The organism is Aeribacillus sp. FSL K6-2848 (genome assembly GCF_038004325.1).
Lineage (GTDB): Bacteria > Bacillota > Bacilli > Bacillales > Aeribacillaceae > Aeribacillus > Aeribacillus composti.
Genome location: NZ_JBBOQQ010000001.1, coordinates 661,661 through 679,986, shown reverse-complemented (window position 1 = coordinate 679,986; position 18,326 = coordinate 661,661). Strand labels below are relative to the sequence as shown.

Annotated in this window: 17 protein-coding genes; 4 read left to right on the top strand and 13 right to left on the bottom strand. The window is 36.3% G+C overall.

The window, feature by feature from the left end:
* Positions 1–191: 191 nt before the first annotated feature.
* Positions 192–1,220, bottom strand: a complete 1,029-nt coding sequence (locus NSS70_RS03420; RefSeq protein WP_340880931.1) for a GIY-YIG nuclease family protein — start codon at positions 1,218–1,220, stop codon at positions 192–194.
* Positions 1,221–1,349: 129 nt separating this feature from the next.
* Between NSS70_RS03420 and NSS70_RS03415 the strand changes: the two genes are divergently transcribed.
* Complete coding sequence (locus NSS70_RS03415) at positions 1,350–1,490, top strand: hypothetical protein (RefSeq protein WP_340880930.1); 141 nt, start codon at positions 1,350–1,352, stop codon at positions 1,488–1,490.
* Between the two features lie 238 nt (positions 1,491–1,728).
* Here NSS70_RS03415 and NSS70_RS03410 read toward each other — a convergent pair whose 3' ends face one another.
* On the bottom strand, positions 1,729–2,979 hold the full coding sequence (locus NSS70_RS03410; protein WP_339192832.1) for an IS4 family transposase: 1,251 nt from the start codon (positions 2,977–2,979) through the stop codon (positions 1,729–1,731).
* Between the two features lie 388 nt (positions 2,980–3,367).
* Here NSS70_RS03410 and NSS70_RS03405 point away from each other — a divergent pair, with 388 nt between their 5' ends.
* Together NSS70_RS03405 and NSS70_RS03400 are read left to right on the top strand one after the other, a co-directional pair.
* Positions 3,368–4,483 carry an IS4 family transposase gene (locus tag NSS70_RS03405; RefSeq protein WP_340880929.1) on the top strand — a complete coding sequence of 372 codons (1,116 nt, stop codon included), beginning with the start codon at positions 3,368–3,370 and terminating at the stop codon, positions 4,481–4,483.
* A 189-nt stretch (positions 4,484–4,672) separates the two neighbouring features.
* Positions 4,673–5,665 (top strand): NADPH:quinone oxidoreductase family protein, encoded by a 993-nt coding sequence (locus NSS70_RS03400; RefSeq protein ID WP_340880928.1) that lies wholly within the window; start codon positions 4,673–4,675, stop codon positions 5,663–5,665.
* 634 nt (positions 5,666–6,299) lie between these two features.
* Here the strand turns inward: NSS70_RS03400 and NSS70_RS03395 are convergent.
* The 11 genes from NSS70_RS03395 to NSS70_RS03345 are packed head-to-tail and all read right to left on the bottom strand — an operon-like array spanning position 6,300 to position 17,056.
* Positions 6,300–6,986 (bottom strand): acylneuraminate cytidylyltransferase family protein, encoded by a 687-nt coding sequence (locus tag NSS70_RS03395; RefSeq protein WP_339198766.1) that lies wholly within the window; start codon positions 6,984–6,986, stop codon positions 6,300–6,302.
* Complete coding sequence (locus tag NSS70_RS03390) at positions 6,983–8,032, bottom strand: nucleotidyltransferase family protein (protein ID WP_339198763.1); 1,050 nt, start codon at positions 8,030–8,032, stop codon at positions 6,983–6,985. The genes NSS70_RS03395 and NSS70_RS03390 overlap by 4 nt, the downstream gene beginning before the upstream one ends.
* Positions 8,029–8,661, bottom strand: a complete 633-nt coding sequence (locus NSS70_RS03385) for an acetyltransferase (protein ID WP_340880927.1) — start codon at positions 8,659–8,661, stop codon at positions 8,029–8,031. The genes NSS70_RS03390 and NSS70_RS03385 overlap by 4 nt, the downstream gene beginning before the upstream one ends.
* The gene (gene neuB, locus NSS70_RS03380) at positions 8,661–9,731 is read right to left on the bottom strand and encodes an N-acetylneuraminate synthase (RefSeq protein ID WP_340880926.1); all 1,071 of its coding nucleotides are present in this window, start codon (positions 9,729–9,731) and stop codon (positions 8,661–8,663) included. Before neuB ends, NSS70_RS03385 begins: the two co-directional genes overlap by 1 nt.
* Before the next feature lie 2 nt (positions 9,732–9,733).
* Positions 9,734–10,393 carry a PIG-L deacetylase family protein gene (locus tag NSS70_RS03375; RefSeq protein ID WP_340880925.1) on the bottom strand — a complete coding sequence of 220 codons (660 nt, stop codon included), beginning with the start codon at positions 10,391–10,393 and terminating at the stop codon, positions 9,734–9,736.
* Complete coding sequence (locus NSS70_RS03370; protein ID WP_340880924.1) at positions 10,390–11,289, bottom strand: formyltransferase family protein; 900 nt, start codon at positions 11,287–11,289, stop codon at positions 10,390–10,392. Before NSS70_RS03370 ends, NSS70_RS03375 begins: the two co-directional genes overlap by 4 nt.
* Positions 11,286–12,458 (bottom strand): UDP-N-acetylglucosamine 2-epimerase, encoded by a 1,173-nt coding sequence (gene neuC / locus NSS70_RS03365; protein WP_340880923.1) that lies wholly within the window; start codon positions 12,456–12,458, stop codon positions 11,286–11,288. The genes NSS70_RS03370 and neuC overlap by 4 nt, the downstream gene beginning before the upstream one ends.
* Positions 12,451–13,623, bottom strand: coding sequence for a LegC family aminotransferase (locus tag NSS70_RS03360; RefSeq protein WP_340880922.1), 1,173 nt, complete (start codon positions 13,621–13,623; stop codon positions 12,451–12,453). Before NSS70_RS03360 ends, neuC begins: the two co-directional genes overlap by 8 nt.
* Complete coding sequence (locus NSS70_RS03355) at positions 13,620–14,630, bottom strand: NAD-dependent 4,6-dehydratase LegB (RefSeq protein ID WP_340880921.1); 1,011 nt, start codon at positions 14,628–14,630, stop codon at positions 13,620–13,622. Before NSS70_RS03355 ends, NSS70_RS03360 begins: the two co-directional genes overlap by 4 nt.
* A complete protein-coding gene (locus NSS70_RS03350) occupies positions 14,614–16,488 on the bottom strand; it encodes a motility associated factor glycosyltransferase family protein (RefSeq protein ID WP_339198739.1) in 1,875 nt (624 codons plus the stop codon). The genes NSS70_RS03355 and NSS70_RS03350 overlap by 17 nt, the downstream gene beginning before the upstream one ends.
* Positions 16,478–17,056: a hypothetical protein gene (locus NSS70_RS03345; protein ID WP_339198737.1), complete on the bottom strand. Its 579-nt coding sequence runs from the start codon at positions 17,054–17,056 to the stop codon at positions 16,478–16,480. The genes NSS70_RS03350 and NSS70_RS03345 overlap by 11 nt, the downstream gene beginning before the upstream one ends.
* Positions 17,057–17,305: 249 nt before the next feature.
* On the opposite strand from NSS70_RS03345, the gene NSS70_RS03340 reads away from it, so the two are divergent.
* Positions 17,306–18,223 carry an endonuclease gene (locus NSS70_RS03340; RefSeq protein ID WP_327847943.1) on the top strand — a complete coding sequence of 306 codons (918 nt, stop codon included), beginning with the start codon at positions 17,306–17,308 and terminating at the stop codon, positions 18,221–18,223.
* The last annotated feature ends 103 nt before the right edge of the window (positions 18,224–18,326 follow it).

Below are 18,326 nucleotides of genomic sequence, written 5' to 3'. Positions count from 1 at the left end.
GGAATTTTTTTCTTGCGGGGTGCGGCGCTTTTTCTTGAAAACGGATTTGAAAATCAACCGAATTTTCCTAAAAAGAAAACTCAACGTGCTTCCTTGCGCATAAAATGCCCCCTTCCCGACCCCCATGCCGGGCGATGCGGGGAAGGGGGATGAGCCGCCGCCGACCGCCCGATTTCGGTCATGCTCCCGGTTCAAGCCCGCAAAATTGCCAGCAAGCGGTCGATGCCCTCGTCCAATTTGCCGCCCCCATGATCTTGCAGCCATTTTTTCGGGACGACGAGAAAAGGGCGGCCGGATTTCCGCAAATATTGATAGATGATTTCCGCTTCATCGACGTTTTCCTTATGCATTTCCTGCGGGGATGCGTCCGCTTGGCCAAAGACCGATACGATGCGGGATTTGATCCGCTGCTTCAGCCCGTCGCGCCCCCGATTGTCCAGCCGGAGCCGTTCCGCGGAGAGGATTTGATTCCCTTTGATGAGAAAAAGTTTGCACGTTTCTTCGTTCAATCTTTCGAGCAAGGCGATGTTGCGGCGTTTTTCGGCAAAACGGATCGCCTGTTCCTTTTGGATTAAGGAACGGACGGAAATCCAATAGTCCCGGTATCTCGCGGCGGTTTCAAAATCATAACGGGCGGCCGCCTCTTTCATTTTTTCCCGCATTTCCTTCAGGATGGCCGCATCTTTCGCCGACAGCAACAGGGCGATTTGGCTCAGGATTTGGCGATATCGGATCGCGGCTTCCCCGCCGAGGCAGATGCCGAAGCAAAGTCCGAGGGAATAGTTCAGACAGGGATGTCCGGAACTTGATGGATTCGTGCAGTCGATTCGCAAAAATTCTTTCAATCCCCGTATCGCTTTTTCCACGGTCGTCCGGTTGAGAAAGGGGCCGAAATACAGGCTGCCGTCATTTTCTTTTGCGGCGGCCGTCCGGATCCCGGGCCGGTCTGCGCCCGTACGGATCGCGATATAGGTATAGGACCGGGGATTTTTCAGTTTTTTATTGTATCTCGGATCCAGTTTCTTAATGAGCTGATTTTCCAACAGCAACGCCTCAAATTCCGTGTCGGTCTCGATATAATCCAGATCCTTCGCGTTTTTGACCAGGTTTTCCAATTTTCGCGAGCGGGTTTTGCCGTTTTGAAAATAGGACCGGACCCTGTTTCTCAAATTTTTCGATTTTCCCACGTAAATGATATGGCCGATGGCATCTTTCATCAAATAAACTCCGGGGGAGGATGGGAGTTTCCTTATTTTATCTTGGAGTCGAATCGGAATATCCCCCTTTCGCGGCTGTTCTACAATATGATTTTAACACAAGGTTTTCATGCGGAAGCAGGGGAACGATTGATGAAGATCATTCATGAAATTCGCCCCCGGAGTGCAGGACTTGTCGTTTCGCAAGACATGTTCCTTGGGATCATCCGTGAGAACGGAAATGGCGGGTGGAACGGAAGGATTTTTTTGCCTTTTTTCGAAATAATAGAATAGGCCGAAGGATAAAATGACAATGGATGACAGGCATATCCATCCGGCAAGGGGATGATCTCATGACAAGGGTTCATGTAAATCCAGTAGCGTTGCATAAAAAAATTTAATGTTTGTCAAGCTCAATAAAAATTCCAGTTATTTCATGTAACTGAATATTCAGACATACAATCTTTCTAAGCAAGCTTAAAAGGACAATGACGTCTTAATCGGCAGTCCATTTCCACAATTTGGTAATATATTACAGAAACATTGGATCATAAACTAAATCGTCTAGGTGTTCCACCTCCCCTTCTTCAAATTGGTACACGATGGTTTCAAAATCTTTTTCCCAATGGTATTTTTTCCGACCGTTGGACGTTCGAATTGGCTTTTTAAAAAGGGAGCGAACAAAACAGTCAAAACCTTTAAAAAGCAGATTCTGTAAAGTTCGCTTGATCTCTAATAAAGGACCATCGTGATTCACTTTTAATTGGAGCATGGCCTGTAAGCAATAGGTGATTAGGGCGATCCAAATTTGATTGTAAACGGCATTTTGACTTTTTCCATAAAATCTTTTTATCTTAAGGTGCTGTTTCATCCATTTAAAGAAGGTCTCTATCTTCCAGCGATATCGGTATAAATCTGCAATCTCTTCCGCAGAAAGATCAAAGCAATTGGTTATGATGATCACGGGATTCCCTTCGCTGTCGACCGTTTCGATCAATCGGAGAGGATGAGTCATTTTGGTATGATTACGGTCATTTCCTAAAATGACAATCTGATCCCTATAAATCAAACGTTCTGGATTGGGAATCCGTTCCGATAAAACTTCAATCTCTGCGTTCTTTTTAAGCCGGGTAATGAATCGCACCCCTTCTCGGCATAAGCGGTCGAACTGTTTGTAATCGACATACCCTCGATCAAACAAGTAAATCGCATTTGGATCGATTTCAATGAGTTCGTCCATCTGTGTGCGATCGGCATGTTTCGCGGGTAAGATAATCCCTTGATCCGGAACAGTGATATCCTTCGTTACAACAACCTTTAAATGGAGTCGAACACCAGCCTTTGTCTTACGAAAAGTTGCCCATGGATATTGGCTCAAACTCATGCTCATCGTGGTAGAATCAATGACCAGAAGACGACCAATGTTTCGGATGATCGGGGCATTTTTCATTTGCCCTTGGATCTTTAAGACCAGATATTTAAATACTTTTTCAAACAGTTGAGGGGATAATTGGCCTAATTTGCGAGAAAGTTGCGAAGTACTAATTGCATCAAATTCCAGATATGTCTGCAACTCTTCCTTGTCTTTCAAATGTTTGGCCAATTTTGTTAAGCTTTCCAATTCGTTTAACTGAGCGATGATACAAAGTTGTAAAAACTTATACGCCGTTAATTTTTTAATGTATTTGTCAACGTCAATCACATTAATTAGTTTTGAAAAAGTTATTGGATCGATCTCTTTAAATAGTTCATTTATTGTGGATTCTGTGGTATTCTTATCCATAATGGTTTCTCCTTATTCTTAGGATTTGGATAGGACTGCCAATCCTAATTATAAGGAGTTTTTTTATATCCAAAAAGATGAAATTTAACATAAAATTGGGCTTGACAAATTAAAATTAACTTAATGCAATGCTACTGAATGAAAGTAAATTCATTTGGCGCCATACGATTACACAGATAAGCTAAATAAGCCCCGTGTGAATGTCCATATGCAATGACCTTATTGACATTATATTTTAATTGATTGTCCACTAGCATTGCAGTAATTAAATCTGATGATTCAAAATACTAAGAATGTTCAATTTTTTATTGATTTCGAAACAAAAAAATCCTTTACAATGGAAGTACAGGTGGTTCCTGTCCAAATCCAATCGTAAAGGATAACTGTTATGGACAAGAATACACTAATTTCATCATTTGGTAAATGGGTTTCACCCATAAATATTCAAAAACTTAGCGAACAAGTCAAAGAATTGAAACAGGACTATTACACAAAAAAGCTGACAACAGAAGCCTATATTAAACTTTTATTGGTAGCCCAGCTGCTCGAATTTACGAGCTTAGAGGAAATGAGTGATGCACTTGTAGACGAAGATCTTCAAAAAGCACTCGGATTTGAATCGATAAGTGCCTCTCAGCTATCCCGAAAAAACAATCAGATCCACCCACTAATTCTTGCAAATTTGTTCTTGGATCTTGTTTGGAAAATTCAACGGTACCATTATAAAAACGGAAAGAATATGCCACTGAAAATCATTGATTCAAGTACACTCCCGTTGAATTTGACCCATTATAAATGGGCAAAATTCCGGAAAACAAAAGCTGGTGTAAAGCTACACTTACGGCTCGTTTTCATGGATAAAGACACCGTCTATCCTGAAAAAGCAGTGATTACGACAGCAAAAGAACATGACCGAAATCAACTCGAAGTCCTAGTGGATGATCAAGAAGCCATGTATGTGTTTGACCGCGGTTATGTGGACTATGAACGTTTTGATCGGATGACAGATGATGGCTATTTCTTCGTTTCAAGACTGAAGAAAAACGCAGTCATTCGTGAAGTCTATACATTTTCACTTCCTGATGATTGTCACGTTCTATCCGATAAAATGGTCTACATTGGTACCACACAAAATCGTACTGAAAATGTCTTTCGTCTACTAGAAGTTATGGACACAAAAGGGAACTTACTTCGTTTCATCACCAACCGATTTGATTTAAAACCAGAAGAGATAAGTGATATTTACCGATCTCGCTGGGCTATTGAACTCTTTTTCAAATGGCTCAAGCAACACGTAGAAATTAAGCACTTTTATGGAATGAGTGAAACAGCTATTCAAAATCAAATTTTCTTAGCCCTGATCACGTATTGCTTACATGTTCTCATTCAATTGGAGATGAAAAGTAAGAAATCCCTACTTCGAATTACTCGTTGGTTAAAGAGAGCTCTGTGGAAACCAGCTTATGTTTGGTTGCGAAAATTTGATGGGCGAGCCAGTCCATAATCTCCCTTTTGTCGTTGTCGCTCTGGTTTAACTGTATATATTTACCAAATGGGCAGTGCCACCTTTCTTTAGGTTTTGTCTTTTTGGCACAAATTCACAAAAATTAATTAACAGAAAATTCTAACTATATTTATGCAATGCTAATGATCGTAAAAGCAAGAATATGAAAAACAATAAGGGGGATGTCGAGTGGACCACTTCAAAGCGTTAGTAGTGAACAAAACGGAGACAGATTTTTCAGTGAAAGTACAAACCGTTTCCATGAATGACCTTCCAGAAGGAGATGTCGTCATAAAAGTTGCTTATTCCAGTGTCAATTATAAAGATGGATTAGCTTCCATTCCGAATGGGAAAATTGTAAAATCGTATCCGTTCGTACCAGGTATCGATCTAGCCGGCACTGTTGTTTCTTCTAAAGATCCGCGCTTTAAAGAGGGAGACGAAGTTATTGCAACAAGCTATGAAATCGGCGTGACACATTACGGCGGCTACAGCGAATACGCCCGCATTCCTGCAGATTGGATTGTCCCTCTTCCAAAAGGATTGACACTAAAAGATGCTATGGCTTTAGGAACAGCTGGATTTACGGCGGCATTGTCTGTCCATCGTTTAGAAGAAAATGGATTAACTCCTGACAAAGGAAAAGTACTCGTTACAGGAGCAACCGGCGGAGTCGGAAGCATCGCAGTTTCCATGTTGGCAAAACGAAACTATCATGTTGTCGCAAGTACAGGCAAAGAAACAGAACATGAATATTTACGCGAGCTTGGCGCAAAAGAAATCCTTTCTCGCGAAGAAGTTTGTCCAGAACAGATCCGTCCGTTAGATAAACAATATTGGGCAGCAGCCGTTGACCCTGTAGGCGGGAAAACCCTTGCCGCAATCCTTAGCAGAATTCAATACAACGGCTCTGTAGCAGTCAGTGGGCTAACTGGAGGCAGCGACGTTCCAACGACTGTCTTCCCATTTATTCTACGCGGAGTCAACCTGCTTGGCATCGATTCGGTCTATTGCCAAATGGAATTGCGAAAACAAATTTGGGAGCGAATGGCCGCTGATTTAAAACCTGATAAATTACTAGAATCTATTGCGCAAGAAATCACACTCGATCAGCTTCCTGACGCATTATCGAACATTCTAAAAGGCAAACTGCGCGGCAGAACGGTTGTAAAGCTCTCATAATACTCGCAGCACTTTCTGGGTTTTGATTGAAAATAGTTCCCTTTTTGAAACGGGAAATCGGTATTTAAAAAAATTTTTTAGTGAATTGATGACAAAAAGCTCAGCATATGCCGAGCTTTTTGTCTGTCAACAGTTCTTAAAAAAAGTTTGCAACTCATTACCAGCAACTAATCCGCAGCTTTTTTTAGATGAGCATTTTGTACATTTTTCAACCCAAGAGCCATAAGGTTTTCTAAAGCATAAAAAAGGACTTCACCCCTTATTTGTAGAATTTTGAAGTGACCAAACCACAAAAATCCACAAGGAGGAAGTCACTTTGTATATTCTACAAGAAAGTCTATTTTCCTTTGAAGAATTGCAAATTTATTAAGGCAGAGTGGTATCTAGATATTTCATATGATTTACTTCTTCTATCTTTAAATGATGTGAAATAACTCGATACGGGCTTAATCAAAAGGATAGACATTGGGGGCAATGAGATTGAAATACTGCGAGATTGAATGGAATAGCTTGTATATTGCGATGTAAAATCCGAGTGATCCTCTTTGTCAAACTTTAGAGAAAACCCTTGCCAGTGAGCGAGGGTTTTCAAGAAAATAATACATTCATTATATTAATAGGATTATTATTTACTTTAACGTTTTTCTAATAAATACTCGCAATACAAAAAATCATCCATATCATCTATATCTATAGAACGGTTGCTAGGCATTATATATGGGATAGTTTCTGGTGTTAAAAAGGAATGTGTTTTTATCAATGTCTCTGTTCTTCCCACATATACTGCTCCATTAAGAACATAAGTTTTTTTAGTTTTTTGTCTTTGATAAGGAATTTCTCTATTACTATTTAAAGGTTCTAATATTCCTCGATTATTTATACGAAACATCCAATCTGGTATAATTTTACTTTCAGCAACAGACACACAAAAATTACTTTTATTTTTTTCGCATAAATAAATAGCTTGATCAATATCTTCTGCTATTCTTAATGGCGATGTTGGCTGCAAGACGACAACATATTCATAATCTGAAAAATATTCTAATGCATGCAGCACCGGAGCGATCCCAGGTGTTTCATCTTTAGCCAATTCTGAAGGCCTTAAAAACGGAACTTCGGCTTCCCATTCTTTTGCAACATTCATAATTTCTTCATCGTCAGTGGAAACAATCATTTTATCTAAAAAGCGAGACTTTTTTGCTTCACCTATTGTCCACGCAATTAACGGTTTTCCTTTAAGAGGTTTGATATTTTTTTTCGGAATTCCTTTTGAACCACCCCGTGCAGGGATAATAGCCAAAATTTTTTTACCATTAATCATTTAAAGACCTCCGCAAACTCCAGGTTAGCTTTTTCAAAATCCGGCATTTTTCCAATATCTAACCAATATTCTCGAACAGGAAAGACATTTACTTTCTTTTGGAGTTTTATTAGTAATTCAAACAAAGAAGGCATATCAAAATATTCATTTTTGGGTATTAAATCCAATACTTCAGGGTTCAGTATGTATATTCCCGCATTAACAAAATAGCGTTCAATCGGTTTTTCTTCAATCGAACAAAGCCTTGTTCCTTCAGTTCGCACTACTCCATAAGGTACTTGATGCTGATACTCTCTTACACACATTGTTGCGATAGAATCATTTTCTTCATGGAATTGTAGAAGCTGCTGAAAATTTACTTTTGTCAAAATATCTCCATTCATAACAATAATAGGCTTTGTCGGCTTCTCAGTAAAAAGAGAAAGCGCGCCAGCAGTACCTAGTCTTTGATCTTCATCAAGGTACTGGATGCTTACTCCCCATTCCAAACCATAACCAAAATATTCTTTAATTACTTCACGCTTATAATTGACGGAAAAGTAAAACCGATGAAATCCATGTTCAATAAAACTTTCTAATATCGTTTGCAAAATCGGCTTTGTGCCGACTATTAACATCGGCTTTGGTATGGTTTCTGTCAAAGGACGAAGGCGGGTTCCTAATCCCCCTGCCATTAAGACAACCCAATTATCAAAAGAAACTGAATCCAATAATACATCCGAGAAAATGACATCTACTACTTGATTGTTTTGATTCAAAATTGGAAGCTGACGTAGTTTTTTTTCTTGAAACAACCTTTTAATTGCCTGCTTCGATGCTCCCTTTCTCATTGTAATCGGATTTCTATTCATAACTTTTGATACTCGGTCATCAAGTGAAATACCTTTTAAAATCCCTCTTCTTATATCTCCATCTGTCACTGTACCTAAAAGTCGGAAATCATCATCCACTACTAAAGCAATTTGTGCAGCGGTTTGGTCAATATTTTTCATCGTTTCGATAATAGATGTAAAAGGAGATACTAACAATTCTTTCCAGTCTCTCATTTACTCACTTCCTTAGCAGGACTACCATAAACTTTCTTATTATCGCCAATACTTCTTAAAATTAAGGATCCTGCACCTATTAACACATTTTTTCCGATTGTGACATTTTGAATAATTTTTGTTCCTGTACCTATATGAGTTCCCTCTCCAACAAAAACTCCGCCAGATAAAACACATCCCGGCGCAATATGACAATGTTTACCTATACAACAGTCGTGGTCTATACTAGTTGAGGTGTTTACAATAGTATTATCGTCAATTTTAACAAATGGTTGAATAACGACACCTGCCATTATTTGCACGCCTTCACCTAATGTAGCTGTTTCAGAAATCACAGCAGAAGGATGAATGATCGTAGAAAACTTATAACCTTTTGATTTAAAGATGTTGAAAATGTTTGCTCTAGGTTTTGTATCAGATATAGAACCGAGAGCATTAACCAATTCAATTTCTTGCGGATCATATTTTAATATTTCCTCGTCTCCACCTAAATAAGTAATACTGTAAGGATTATTTTCCTCGTTAGGTGCTGTATAACCTATTATCTCTCTTTTCTGCAGTAATAGAATGTCAACCAATACTCTCGCATGTCCACCATTTCCAATAATAATCACCGGTTTTAAGCCCATTACTTTATAACCTCATCTTCTTCATAATCTTGCCCTGCTTTTTGTCCTATGCAATCCCAATAATAGTATGGTTCAATTCCAGTTCCAGGCCGCTTCACCGTTAGATTATCAAAGGTAAATAGTTCTCCTTTTTTAATTGATTTAGCCGCAACTAAACTTTTTCTAGTCACTTCTTTATTTTTCAGCTCTGTCTGTGTCGGTTTTTTTTGCTTTTCACCAAGAGCTTTTTCAATGATTCGGATCGATTGAATCATTTCTTTTAATTCATATGGGTCTAATGATGCTTTATGATCAGGGCCTGGCAATCTCTTATCTAATGTAAAATGTTTTTCAATGATTTTTGCTCCTTTTGCAACTGCGGCAATCGGAACGACAATTCCTTCTGTATGATCCGATAATCCAATCGAAAGATGAAATTCTTTTTCCATATCATCCATTGCATTCAAATGTACATCTTCGTATGGTGTCGGATATTCAGTTGTACAATGTAAAATGCTTACTTTTTCTTGCAGTATCATTTTGGCTTCATCTGTTTGATAAAAACGTTTTACTTTATCAAATGAAACATCCGTTTTTTTCGCAAAGCCGTAAGCTAAAAACGCTAGTGCATGATGAATTTCTTCCTTTGTAGCCATTCCTGTCGATAAAATCACATCGACACCATGCAATGCAATTTTATGTAAATATGGAGCATTTGTAATTTCGCCAGATGGTATTTTTATAATATTCAATTTCAATTCTTGAATTAAAAAATCTACACTTTCTAAATCGAAAGGTGTAGATAAAAACATAATACCTTTTTCATCACAATATTGCTTTAGCTTTTTAAAGTTCTCATAGCTTAACTCCAGTTTTTTCAGCATTTCATATTGTGATAAGGATTTTCCAATATTCTTTTTTTGATATTCTGCCTGCTGCGCTGATTTTGTGACCAAATGTTCAGTTTTAAAAGTTTGAAACTTAATCGCATTCGCACCGGCTTTTTCTGCGGCATCAACGAGTTGAAATGCCAAGGTTAAGGAACCGTTGTGATTAACTCCCGCTTCAGCAATTATAAGTGTTTTCGACATACCTATAACCTCTCTTTTAAAAGCATAAAAGCCTCTGCTGCCTCGTAGCCAGCTGCCGCTCCTCGTAAATATGCTAATGATTTTATTGCTTTTACACTACGAGGAAATGGGTGTTCACTAAGTTCTGATTCATATACTTTCATAATTTCGATTTTCTTTTCTAAGTACGGTGCGATGTCTACAAAAACATTAGGGTGGAAATGATTTGAATCGGGATTGATAGTAAAATCCGTTTCCGATAATGTTTCATAAACTAGAACTTTATTGACAAATGGGTAGCGAAACCATTTTGTACAAGCTACTGTAGCATCAAAAACAACTTTGTGGTCACTATGAATATCACTTCTATAAGGCAAATATACTATATTTGGTTGGAATCTGTTAAAACATTGGCTAATTTCATTAATGATATTTCCTAATGGAATACGATCTAAAGCACCCGTATCAAAATTCAATTGAAAAACTTCATCAAAACCATACATTTCTTTTACTCGTTCAATTTCTTCATTTCTCTTCGTACGTCTGCTAAGTTCAAATTCATCGCCCATTTTCGTCACAATTAACCAACAAACTTGATCGCCTTCTTTTTTATGACGTAGTATTGTACCTCCACACCCAAGAGTTTCATCATCAGGATGTGGAGTGATAATTATAACCTTCATATTAAATACTCTCCTTCTTTCGGAAGGTTCTTAAATTCATGTTGTAATACTTCGATAATCCCGTCACCTGTTTTTACTATAAAACTATTTTTATTCTGAAACACTTTAATAACCTTTCCTGGTTCAATATTTTGTTTAACATTAAATTTGTTCATGTCCTCAATCGATACTTTCCATATTTTATAATCATGGTCATTATAACAACAATGAGCTCCAACATACGGTTCAGATAATGCCCGTACTAAGTTATAAATAGACTCACTTGTCATTCTCCAATCAATCAAACCATCTTGTTTTGTTCTTTTTCTCCAATAATTTGCTTTTTGATGGTCTTGAGGTATCGGTGTTAAACTACCTTGCATAAGTTCCTTTGTAAATTGAATCACTTGTTTTTTTGCTACATCCATTAGCTTTTTATAAAGATCCATTGCTGTATCATGTTTTTCTATTCGTACCTTAACTTGACTAACTATATCCCCGCTATCCGCACCTTCATCCATAAAGAAAAAAGTTGAGCCAGTTTTCTCTAATCCTAAAGCTAAAGCCCAAATAATAGGGTGTCTTCCTCGATTTTCAGGCAATAACGCAGGATGATAACCTATCGCTCCTAGTTTTGCTGTTTTTATAATATTCAAAGGTAGTAAATGAGACCAACCGAAACAATAAATTACATCATATTCTAAACAAGATAACCATTCACTTAATTGTTCATTGTTCAAGAAATTCAAATAAGGAATATTATTTTCTATTGCAAAAGGAATAAGGGATTTAAAGTCGGCATTAAACGTAGAATGTTCCTTCGATACAATTCCTACTATTTCAGCCTCAGTCTGCTCATGAACCGTCTTTAATAATTGATAACTAAACTCTACACATCCGATAAATAAAACCTTCATACTTCCACATCCACGTGAAAAAAAGATTTTTTCAATATATTCGTTAAATCAATCTCTTTTAATTTTTCTTTAATCTTTACTGCCGTATCACCAATTCCGTATAAAGATGTAACTTCCTTTAAAGAGTTTTGGAAATCTTTGCTTTGTGATAGTTTGATTGCTCTAATTATGTCATCTTTAGATGGAGAACAATCTATAACAGATTTCGCTTTTAACCGACCTCTTTGCCGATCACCAATATTAATGGTTGGAACCTTAAATAAAGGAGCTTCAATTAACCCACTTGAAGAATTTCCAATCACTAATGAGCAATACTTTAAACTAGCTAAATATCTAACTTGCCCCAATGTTGTAGATATTTTTGCACGATGTTTATTTTTTTTTACATATTCCTCAAATAGTTGATTAATAATCCTTCCTTCAGTATCTGAATTCGATTTAGTAAATAATAATTGTACCTCTGGAAAACTATCAAGAGCCGATAATAATTCTTCAACTTGCTGCTTTGTTGTTCCTTCTTCTAATGTCGTTGGATGATAGGTGATTAAAAAAACTTTTTGTTCAAAATCTATTTGCAAATCTTTTTTTAATTGCTCTTTACTAGGCAAATTCAATTTAAAAATATTATCAATTCCTGGAGCCCCAAAGTTAAATACCCTTTCAGGCTGCTCCCCCATTTGTATAACTCTTTTTCTATATTCCTCAGCTGCAGTAAAATGGATATGAGACATTTTTGTTATAGAATGACGTATTGGGTCATCAATTAACCCTTCTGTTAATTCTCCCCCATGAATATGGGCAATTGGTATTCTGGCAATCATCGCCGCTTGAGCCGCTGCTAATATTTCAAACCGGTCCCCTAATAGGACTAAAATATCAGGTTTTAATCGATTTAGAGAATCTGCAAATCCAATTGTCCCCAACCCCAGGGATTTGGCAATTCCTACCGGTGTATCGCTAGATAGCAGCATTTCGACCTTTTCATTAATCACAAAACCGTCTTCCTCAATTTGCTTATAGGTCAATCCAAACTCTGGAGATAAATGCATGCCTGTCGCAATAATTTGCAGTTCTAAATCAGGATCTGACTGTATTTCTTTCATTAACCAATATAAAAGACCGTATTCTGCTCTTGTACCTGTTACAACACATATTTTTCTTTTATTCATCTGCATCTTCTCCTAAGTATGGACTACTAGGAACATTTACAATTTGATACTGTAATTGTTCTGTAATCGATAAATCAGCTTTTGGACAGTTTTGAAAATGTGTCAGCAGGTGTAACGGCTTCCATACAGGCCTGGACATCACGTTATGGTTATTTAACGTTTCCAAAACCTCATCTATGTTATAAATTTTTTCATCAAAAATTAATGTTTGCAGCCAGTAATTGCTTTTCGCAAACTCAGGCTCTTTAAACAATTTAATTCCATGATGCCCTTCTATGAGTTGCTCATATTTATTAACAAGTTGGCGTTTCTTTTCAATAAAATCTTCTAAATGTTCTAGTTGTGCACATCCTAATGCTGCATTTATATTTGGCATACGATAATTATAGCCTATCTCATCATGTTCATATTTCCAGCGGTGAGGGAGTTTGGCAGTAGTAGTAAGATGCTTCGCATAATCTGCCAGTTTCTCATCATTCGTCAAAATTGCTCCTCCACCGCCGGTTGTAATAATTTTGTTCCCATTAAAACTCATGGCAGAAGCTTTTCCGAAATTTCCTGTATGAATCCCTTTATAATAGGAACCTAGCGATTCCGCGGCATCTTCAACCATGATTAAATTCCATCGCTCACATATATCTAACAATGGATCTAAATCAACAGGATGGCCAAATGTATGCATCGGAACAACCGCTCGAATGATTTTACCGGTTTGTTTATTTACACAAACATTATTTTTTACTATCGCTATATCTTTTAAATAATCTTCAAGCTTAAATGGATCAATACCTAATGTTGTTTTTGAGACATCCACAAAATGCGGAATAGCCCCACAATAAACAACTGCATTCCCAGTTGCGACAAAGGTTAACGAAGGAATTAACACTTCATCATTTGGCTGAATCCCAACAATCTTTAAAGCAATATGAAGGGCGGCGGTTCCGTTCACAACAGCAACCGCTCTTTTTACACCAGTAAACTCCGCTAATAATCGTTCAAATTCGTCTACATATTTCCCTACAGAAGATACCCAGCCTGTCTCAATACAATCAGCTACATACTTTTTTTCATTTCCTATGAACATTGGTTTATGCAGCGGTATAAAATCTTTCTCTGGACACATGTTTTTAATTTTTTTAGCTAATTCTAATAAAACATCGCTCATATGTTATACACATCTGCCTTATATTGAGATAGGTTTCTTTCGTCTGTAAACCATTCAATTGTTTCTTTTAAGCCTCTTTTAAATCCTTCTTTTCCACCATAAACGGGCTCCCAGCCCAGTAAAGCTTTGGCCTTCGAATTGTCTGCCCACAATCTTTCTACTTCACTTTTTTCTGGGCGAATCCGAACATCATCTGTTTCAATTTCAATATCGACACCCATGATTTCAGCAATAAGCCTTGCAGTGTCACCAATCGATACTTCAAAGTTACTGCCGATATTGATGACTTCACCGATTGACTGATCCTGTTTCATCACAGAAATAAAACCTTCTACTGTATCTTTTATATAATTAAAATCACGTGTCGGATGAAGCGAACCAAGTTTGATTTTCCGCTTACCAGATGCAAGTTGTGTAATAATCGTCGGAATAACCGCCCTTGCCGATTGTCTTGGACCATATGTATTAAAAGGACGAACAATCGCAACAGGCGTTTCAAACGAACGGTAAAAAGCGATTGCCATTTGGTCTGCCCCAATTTTAGAAGCAGAATACGGAGACTGGCCTTGAAGCGGATGATTTTCATCAATTGGCACATATTGTGCCGTCCCATACACTTCACTTGTGGATGTATGAACAACTTTTTGAATATTTAATTCACGTGCTGCTTGTAGGACGTTTAATGTCCCCTTAATATTCGTATCGATATATGTATCAGGTGAATGATAAGAATAAGGAATCGCAATTAAAGAAGCTAAATGTAAGACGACATCGCATCCTTTCATCGCCTCTTTTACACCATGCGGATCACGTATATCTCCCGCAAACACTTCAAACTCGTTTTTTAATGGCGAATGATCTAACCATCCCCATGAATTGAAAGAGTTGTAATAAACAAAAGCTTTTACATTATAGCCTTGCCGAACCAATTCTTCCGTTAAATGAGAACCGATAAAACCATCAGCACCAGTAACTAAAATCTTTTCCACTTTACCCCTCCTCTCCATTTCCTTTTATCCCCAATATTTGTTCATATATTTTAGAAATATCCACCGCCACCAACCGATACGATACAACCCACTCAGCGATTAGGCGTCTATATTCCTTCACAATCACGTTTGATTTGTGAATGAGATCAGAGCTGTCTCGGACAGCGGTTATTTCCTTTGATGCCAATTCATATTCAAATTGTGTCATTGGCCGAAGAAATGCTTTGTAAAATAATGTTTTTAACACTTCATTTGTTTTTTCATCCACTTCTTTAAATAAACGGTGCAGCTTATTCAATTTTCTTGCATTGACCATTTCTTCTATTTTATTTATGAAGCTATTAATTTCTTTTATTTTTCCTTCTATTTGTTCCGCATCCGCAATCAACTGCTGCCATTGTTCTTTTATATATTTGAGATTGTAATTAGGTTTTTGATCTGACAGCCAATGATTCATTACAATATTTTGGGGCAGTTCTTGGATAATGGATGTTAATTCTTTATAAATCGTATGCTTGATTTTTGCTCCATTTTTAGTCGTATTATAAACTGTCTTATCTTTCATCCCCGATAAAATAAGTTCCATACTTGTTTTCATCCGGACAAATCCGTCATTTGTGAGAACTTTGCCTCCGTCAACTGATTCGATTTCAAATGCATTCTCTATTTCTTTTTCGTTTAATTCATTTTTCACAAAATCATACTCAATTCCTGATGCATAACGTTTATTTTGCTGATAGGAAAAATTTTGCCCCACTAAAATAATAGGATTAAAATTTAAATGATTTAGCAATTGTAAAGTAATAATTGCGATGGATGGAGAGTCAACTGCAATATCGATATGATCATATTCGTTATGTTTGATGATATGTGCTGAAATATAATCTTGACTTGTAATAAAATGCACCATTTTCCCCGGGTAATTTTCCAATGTTTCAAATCCAACACTGGAACCGAAAACGATCGGAATATCTGTGATTCCTTTTTCTTTTATTTTTTGGAAAACGAACTGATTCTTTTCAGTAGGGTCGTATGTAAATGCTGCATCCGGATATATATCATGTTCAATTAATGCATTGATCGCAGAGCCGACAGAGAAAATATAAGCAGAACGATCTTTTTTAATTTTTTTTAGGTTGTTAATTTCTTCATTTAAAGACGGTCCTGCAGAAACTAAAATAGCAGGTTTGTTTTCAAACAAAGATGTATCAAAATCGGTTAATATGTTTGGCGTTTTTAATAAATACGGGAAATTTTTTAAACTATTATACGTCCAGCGTTTTTGGAAGCTGATCGTCGTGATAAAACGATTTTTTTTCTCTTTTAAATATTGTTGAAATGCAGTGAAATATCGATTGACTTCTTCTTTAAAAATTCTTTCATAGCTAGGTAACACAATGATTTGCGGGGGGGTGTTTACATCGTTGACATCTTGTAATATCGCTGGTAAAATGTGTTCTTCTTTTTCAATTAAATGTAAATGTTTGATATTTGAATAGACTTTTTTCTTTTTTAAATTTATGACATTAAGTGATTTATTTAATATGGAAGGGTTAAATTCAATAATAGAAAACCAAGAAGGCGAAAACGCTTCTGCTATAGCTTCAATATGATATCCAAGCCCAAAACCGATAAAAATGATCGGCTCCCTCTCTTCTAATTTTGTTTTTATTTTTTCAACGAAAACAGCTGTTTCTTTTTCAGGATTATAAGCACTGTGAATAAATTGCTTTTGGTTGTTTGTTTTGATTTGCAGCGTTTTTTGTCCGTTTTTCGCCTCAATTAATTTTACATTCTCTGATTCGTTTAATTCATCTAACCGTTCTAAAACATTTTTCGCTTTTTCCCGCAAAATGATTCGATTATCAATTAGCATTTGAATCGTCCTCTGCTTTTAATATCTCTTTCATTTGTGCAAATAACGGTAAAAGTTCAAATTGAATAAAATCCGCTATAAGGGTAAAATCTAGATTTTCCATTGCTTGAAGGAGCTGCTCAGATACGGATCTTATTCCGGCGACAATGTTTTCATGTTTTTCGCCCAATTTGGATTGGGAAAAAATTTGGTACAAATAATTAAGTCCTTCGGAAAGATGGACAAATTGCTGCCATATGTCCCCCGTGTTTTCTCCTGCGTACAATTTTTCCGACAGCTGTATTAAAACCTGTTCTGCCCTTTCAATATATTGATAGCCTTCATGTTTCAATTCTAACATCCATTCACGTTCAGTGATTCCAACTATTTCAACAGGAACCTCCTGATTGCCGTATTCATTTATTAAATCTTGTATATCAGAATAAAATGGCGTACCGTTAACAAGAAAATGGCTAAAAACAAGCCCGTTTTCATTTAATCTTGCATTTACGTGTTTCATAAACTTTTCGAGCTCATCAAGATTATCTCCGTTAATTTTTAACACTTTATCTTGAAAAATAATATTCATCGCGCTACTCCTCAACTGATGGTTTCTTATATATTATATCGACAAAATCCAACAAAATATAAATATAGAATACAATACGTAATAAGAATAAACCATGTAATCCCTAAATTTTTTATTAAGCTTAAAAGCAGAATTTAACTCAGTTATTTATGCATATATTTCTCAAAATCTTAGCAGTAAACTTTGGCAACTATTATCAATTTATGTTACAATATATACGAACATATGTTTTGTTTAAGGTGATTAAAAGTGAGCTCACAAAATAACTTTTTATCTCGTTTATGCGGAAAATTATTAGGTGATGGTTGTCTTACAAAACAAGAGGGACGAAAGCCTAGGTTTCAATTTGTCCATAATATCCATGATAAACAATGGGCTTGGCATTGCTTTCAATCTCTAAAAGAATATATTCCGTTAAATGAACCAAAGTATAAATTTGTAAAAGATAAAAGAATCAAAAGGGGCTTCACTGAATGTTACATTGTTCAATCAAAAACTGCAGAAAAAATTACGGAACTTGAAAAAATATGGTATAAAAATCGGATCAAACGGATTCCTTTTCCATTTTTGCATATGTATTTAAATGAGGAAGCGCTCGCATGGTGGTATCAAGATGACGGCTATTTAAAAACAGAAAATCATATTCCTAGAAAGATAGTTCTCTCAACAGATAATTTTAGAAATGAAGAAAACAAGCAGTTGATCAAGTTGCTGGAGTACAAATTTTCACTCGTTTTCTCTCTTGATAAGCAAAATCGTCTCGTATTGTATGATCAAGCACAAATTATTTATTTTCAACAGCTAATAAATCCTTATCTCCACCAATCAATGAACAGAAAAATTCTCCAAATACCTATTATTTATAAACATAATGGTGCAAAAAGAACGACTATTTATTTAACCGAAAACATTGATCTGAAAAGGCCTACAGATGAAATTAACAAACAATTAAATTTGCTACCTCAATTATATAAAATAATTGAAACAAGGGAGGGTTATTTATCCTTTTACCGCCAGCATGTTCATATATTTTTGGAAAATGCTCCACAAAAACCATATCAAATAAGGATTGAATCAAGACATTGGAAATATTTGCAGTTGGTCAAATCCAAAACTGGATGGAATATAAGTACAATAATTTTTCTATGCTTTTCTATCTCAAACTAAAAAAATCTAGTTAAAAATTCGCTTTTAAATTGTGATTCATCACCACTTTTTGTGATTTTGGCAAAAAAGAAGAAAACACTTACAAAAACCTGGCAATAATTTT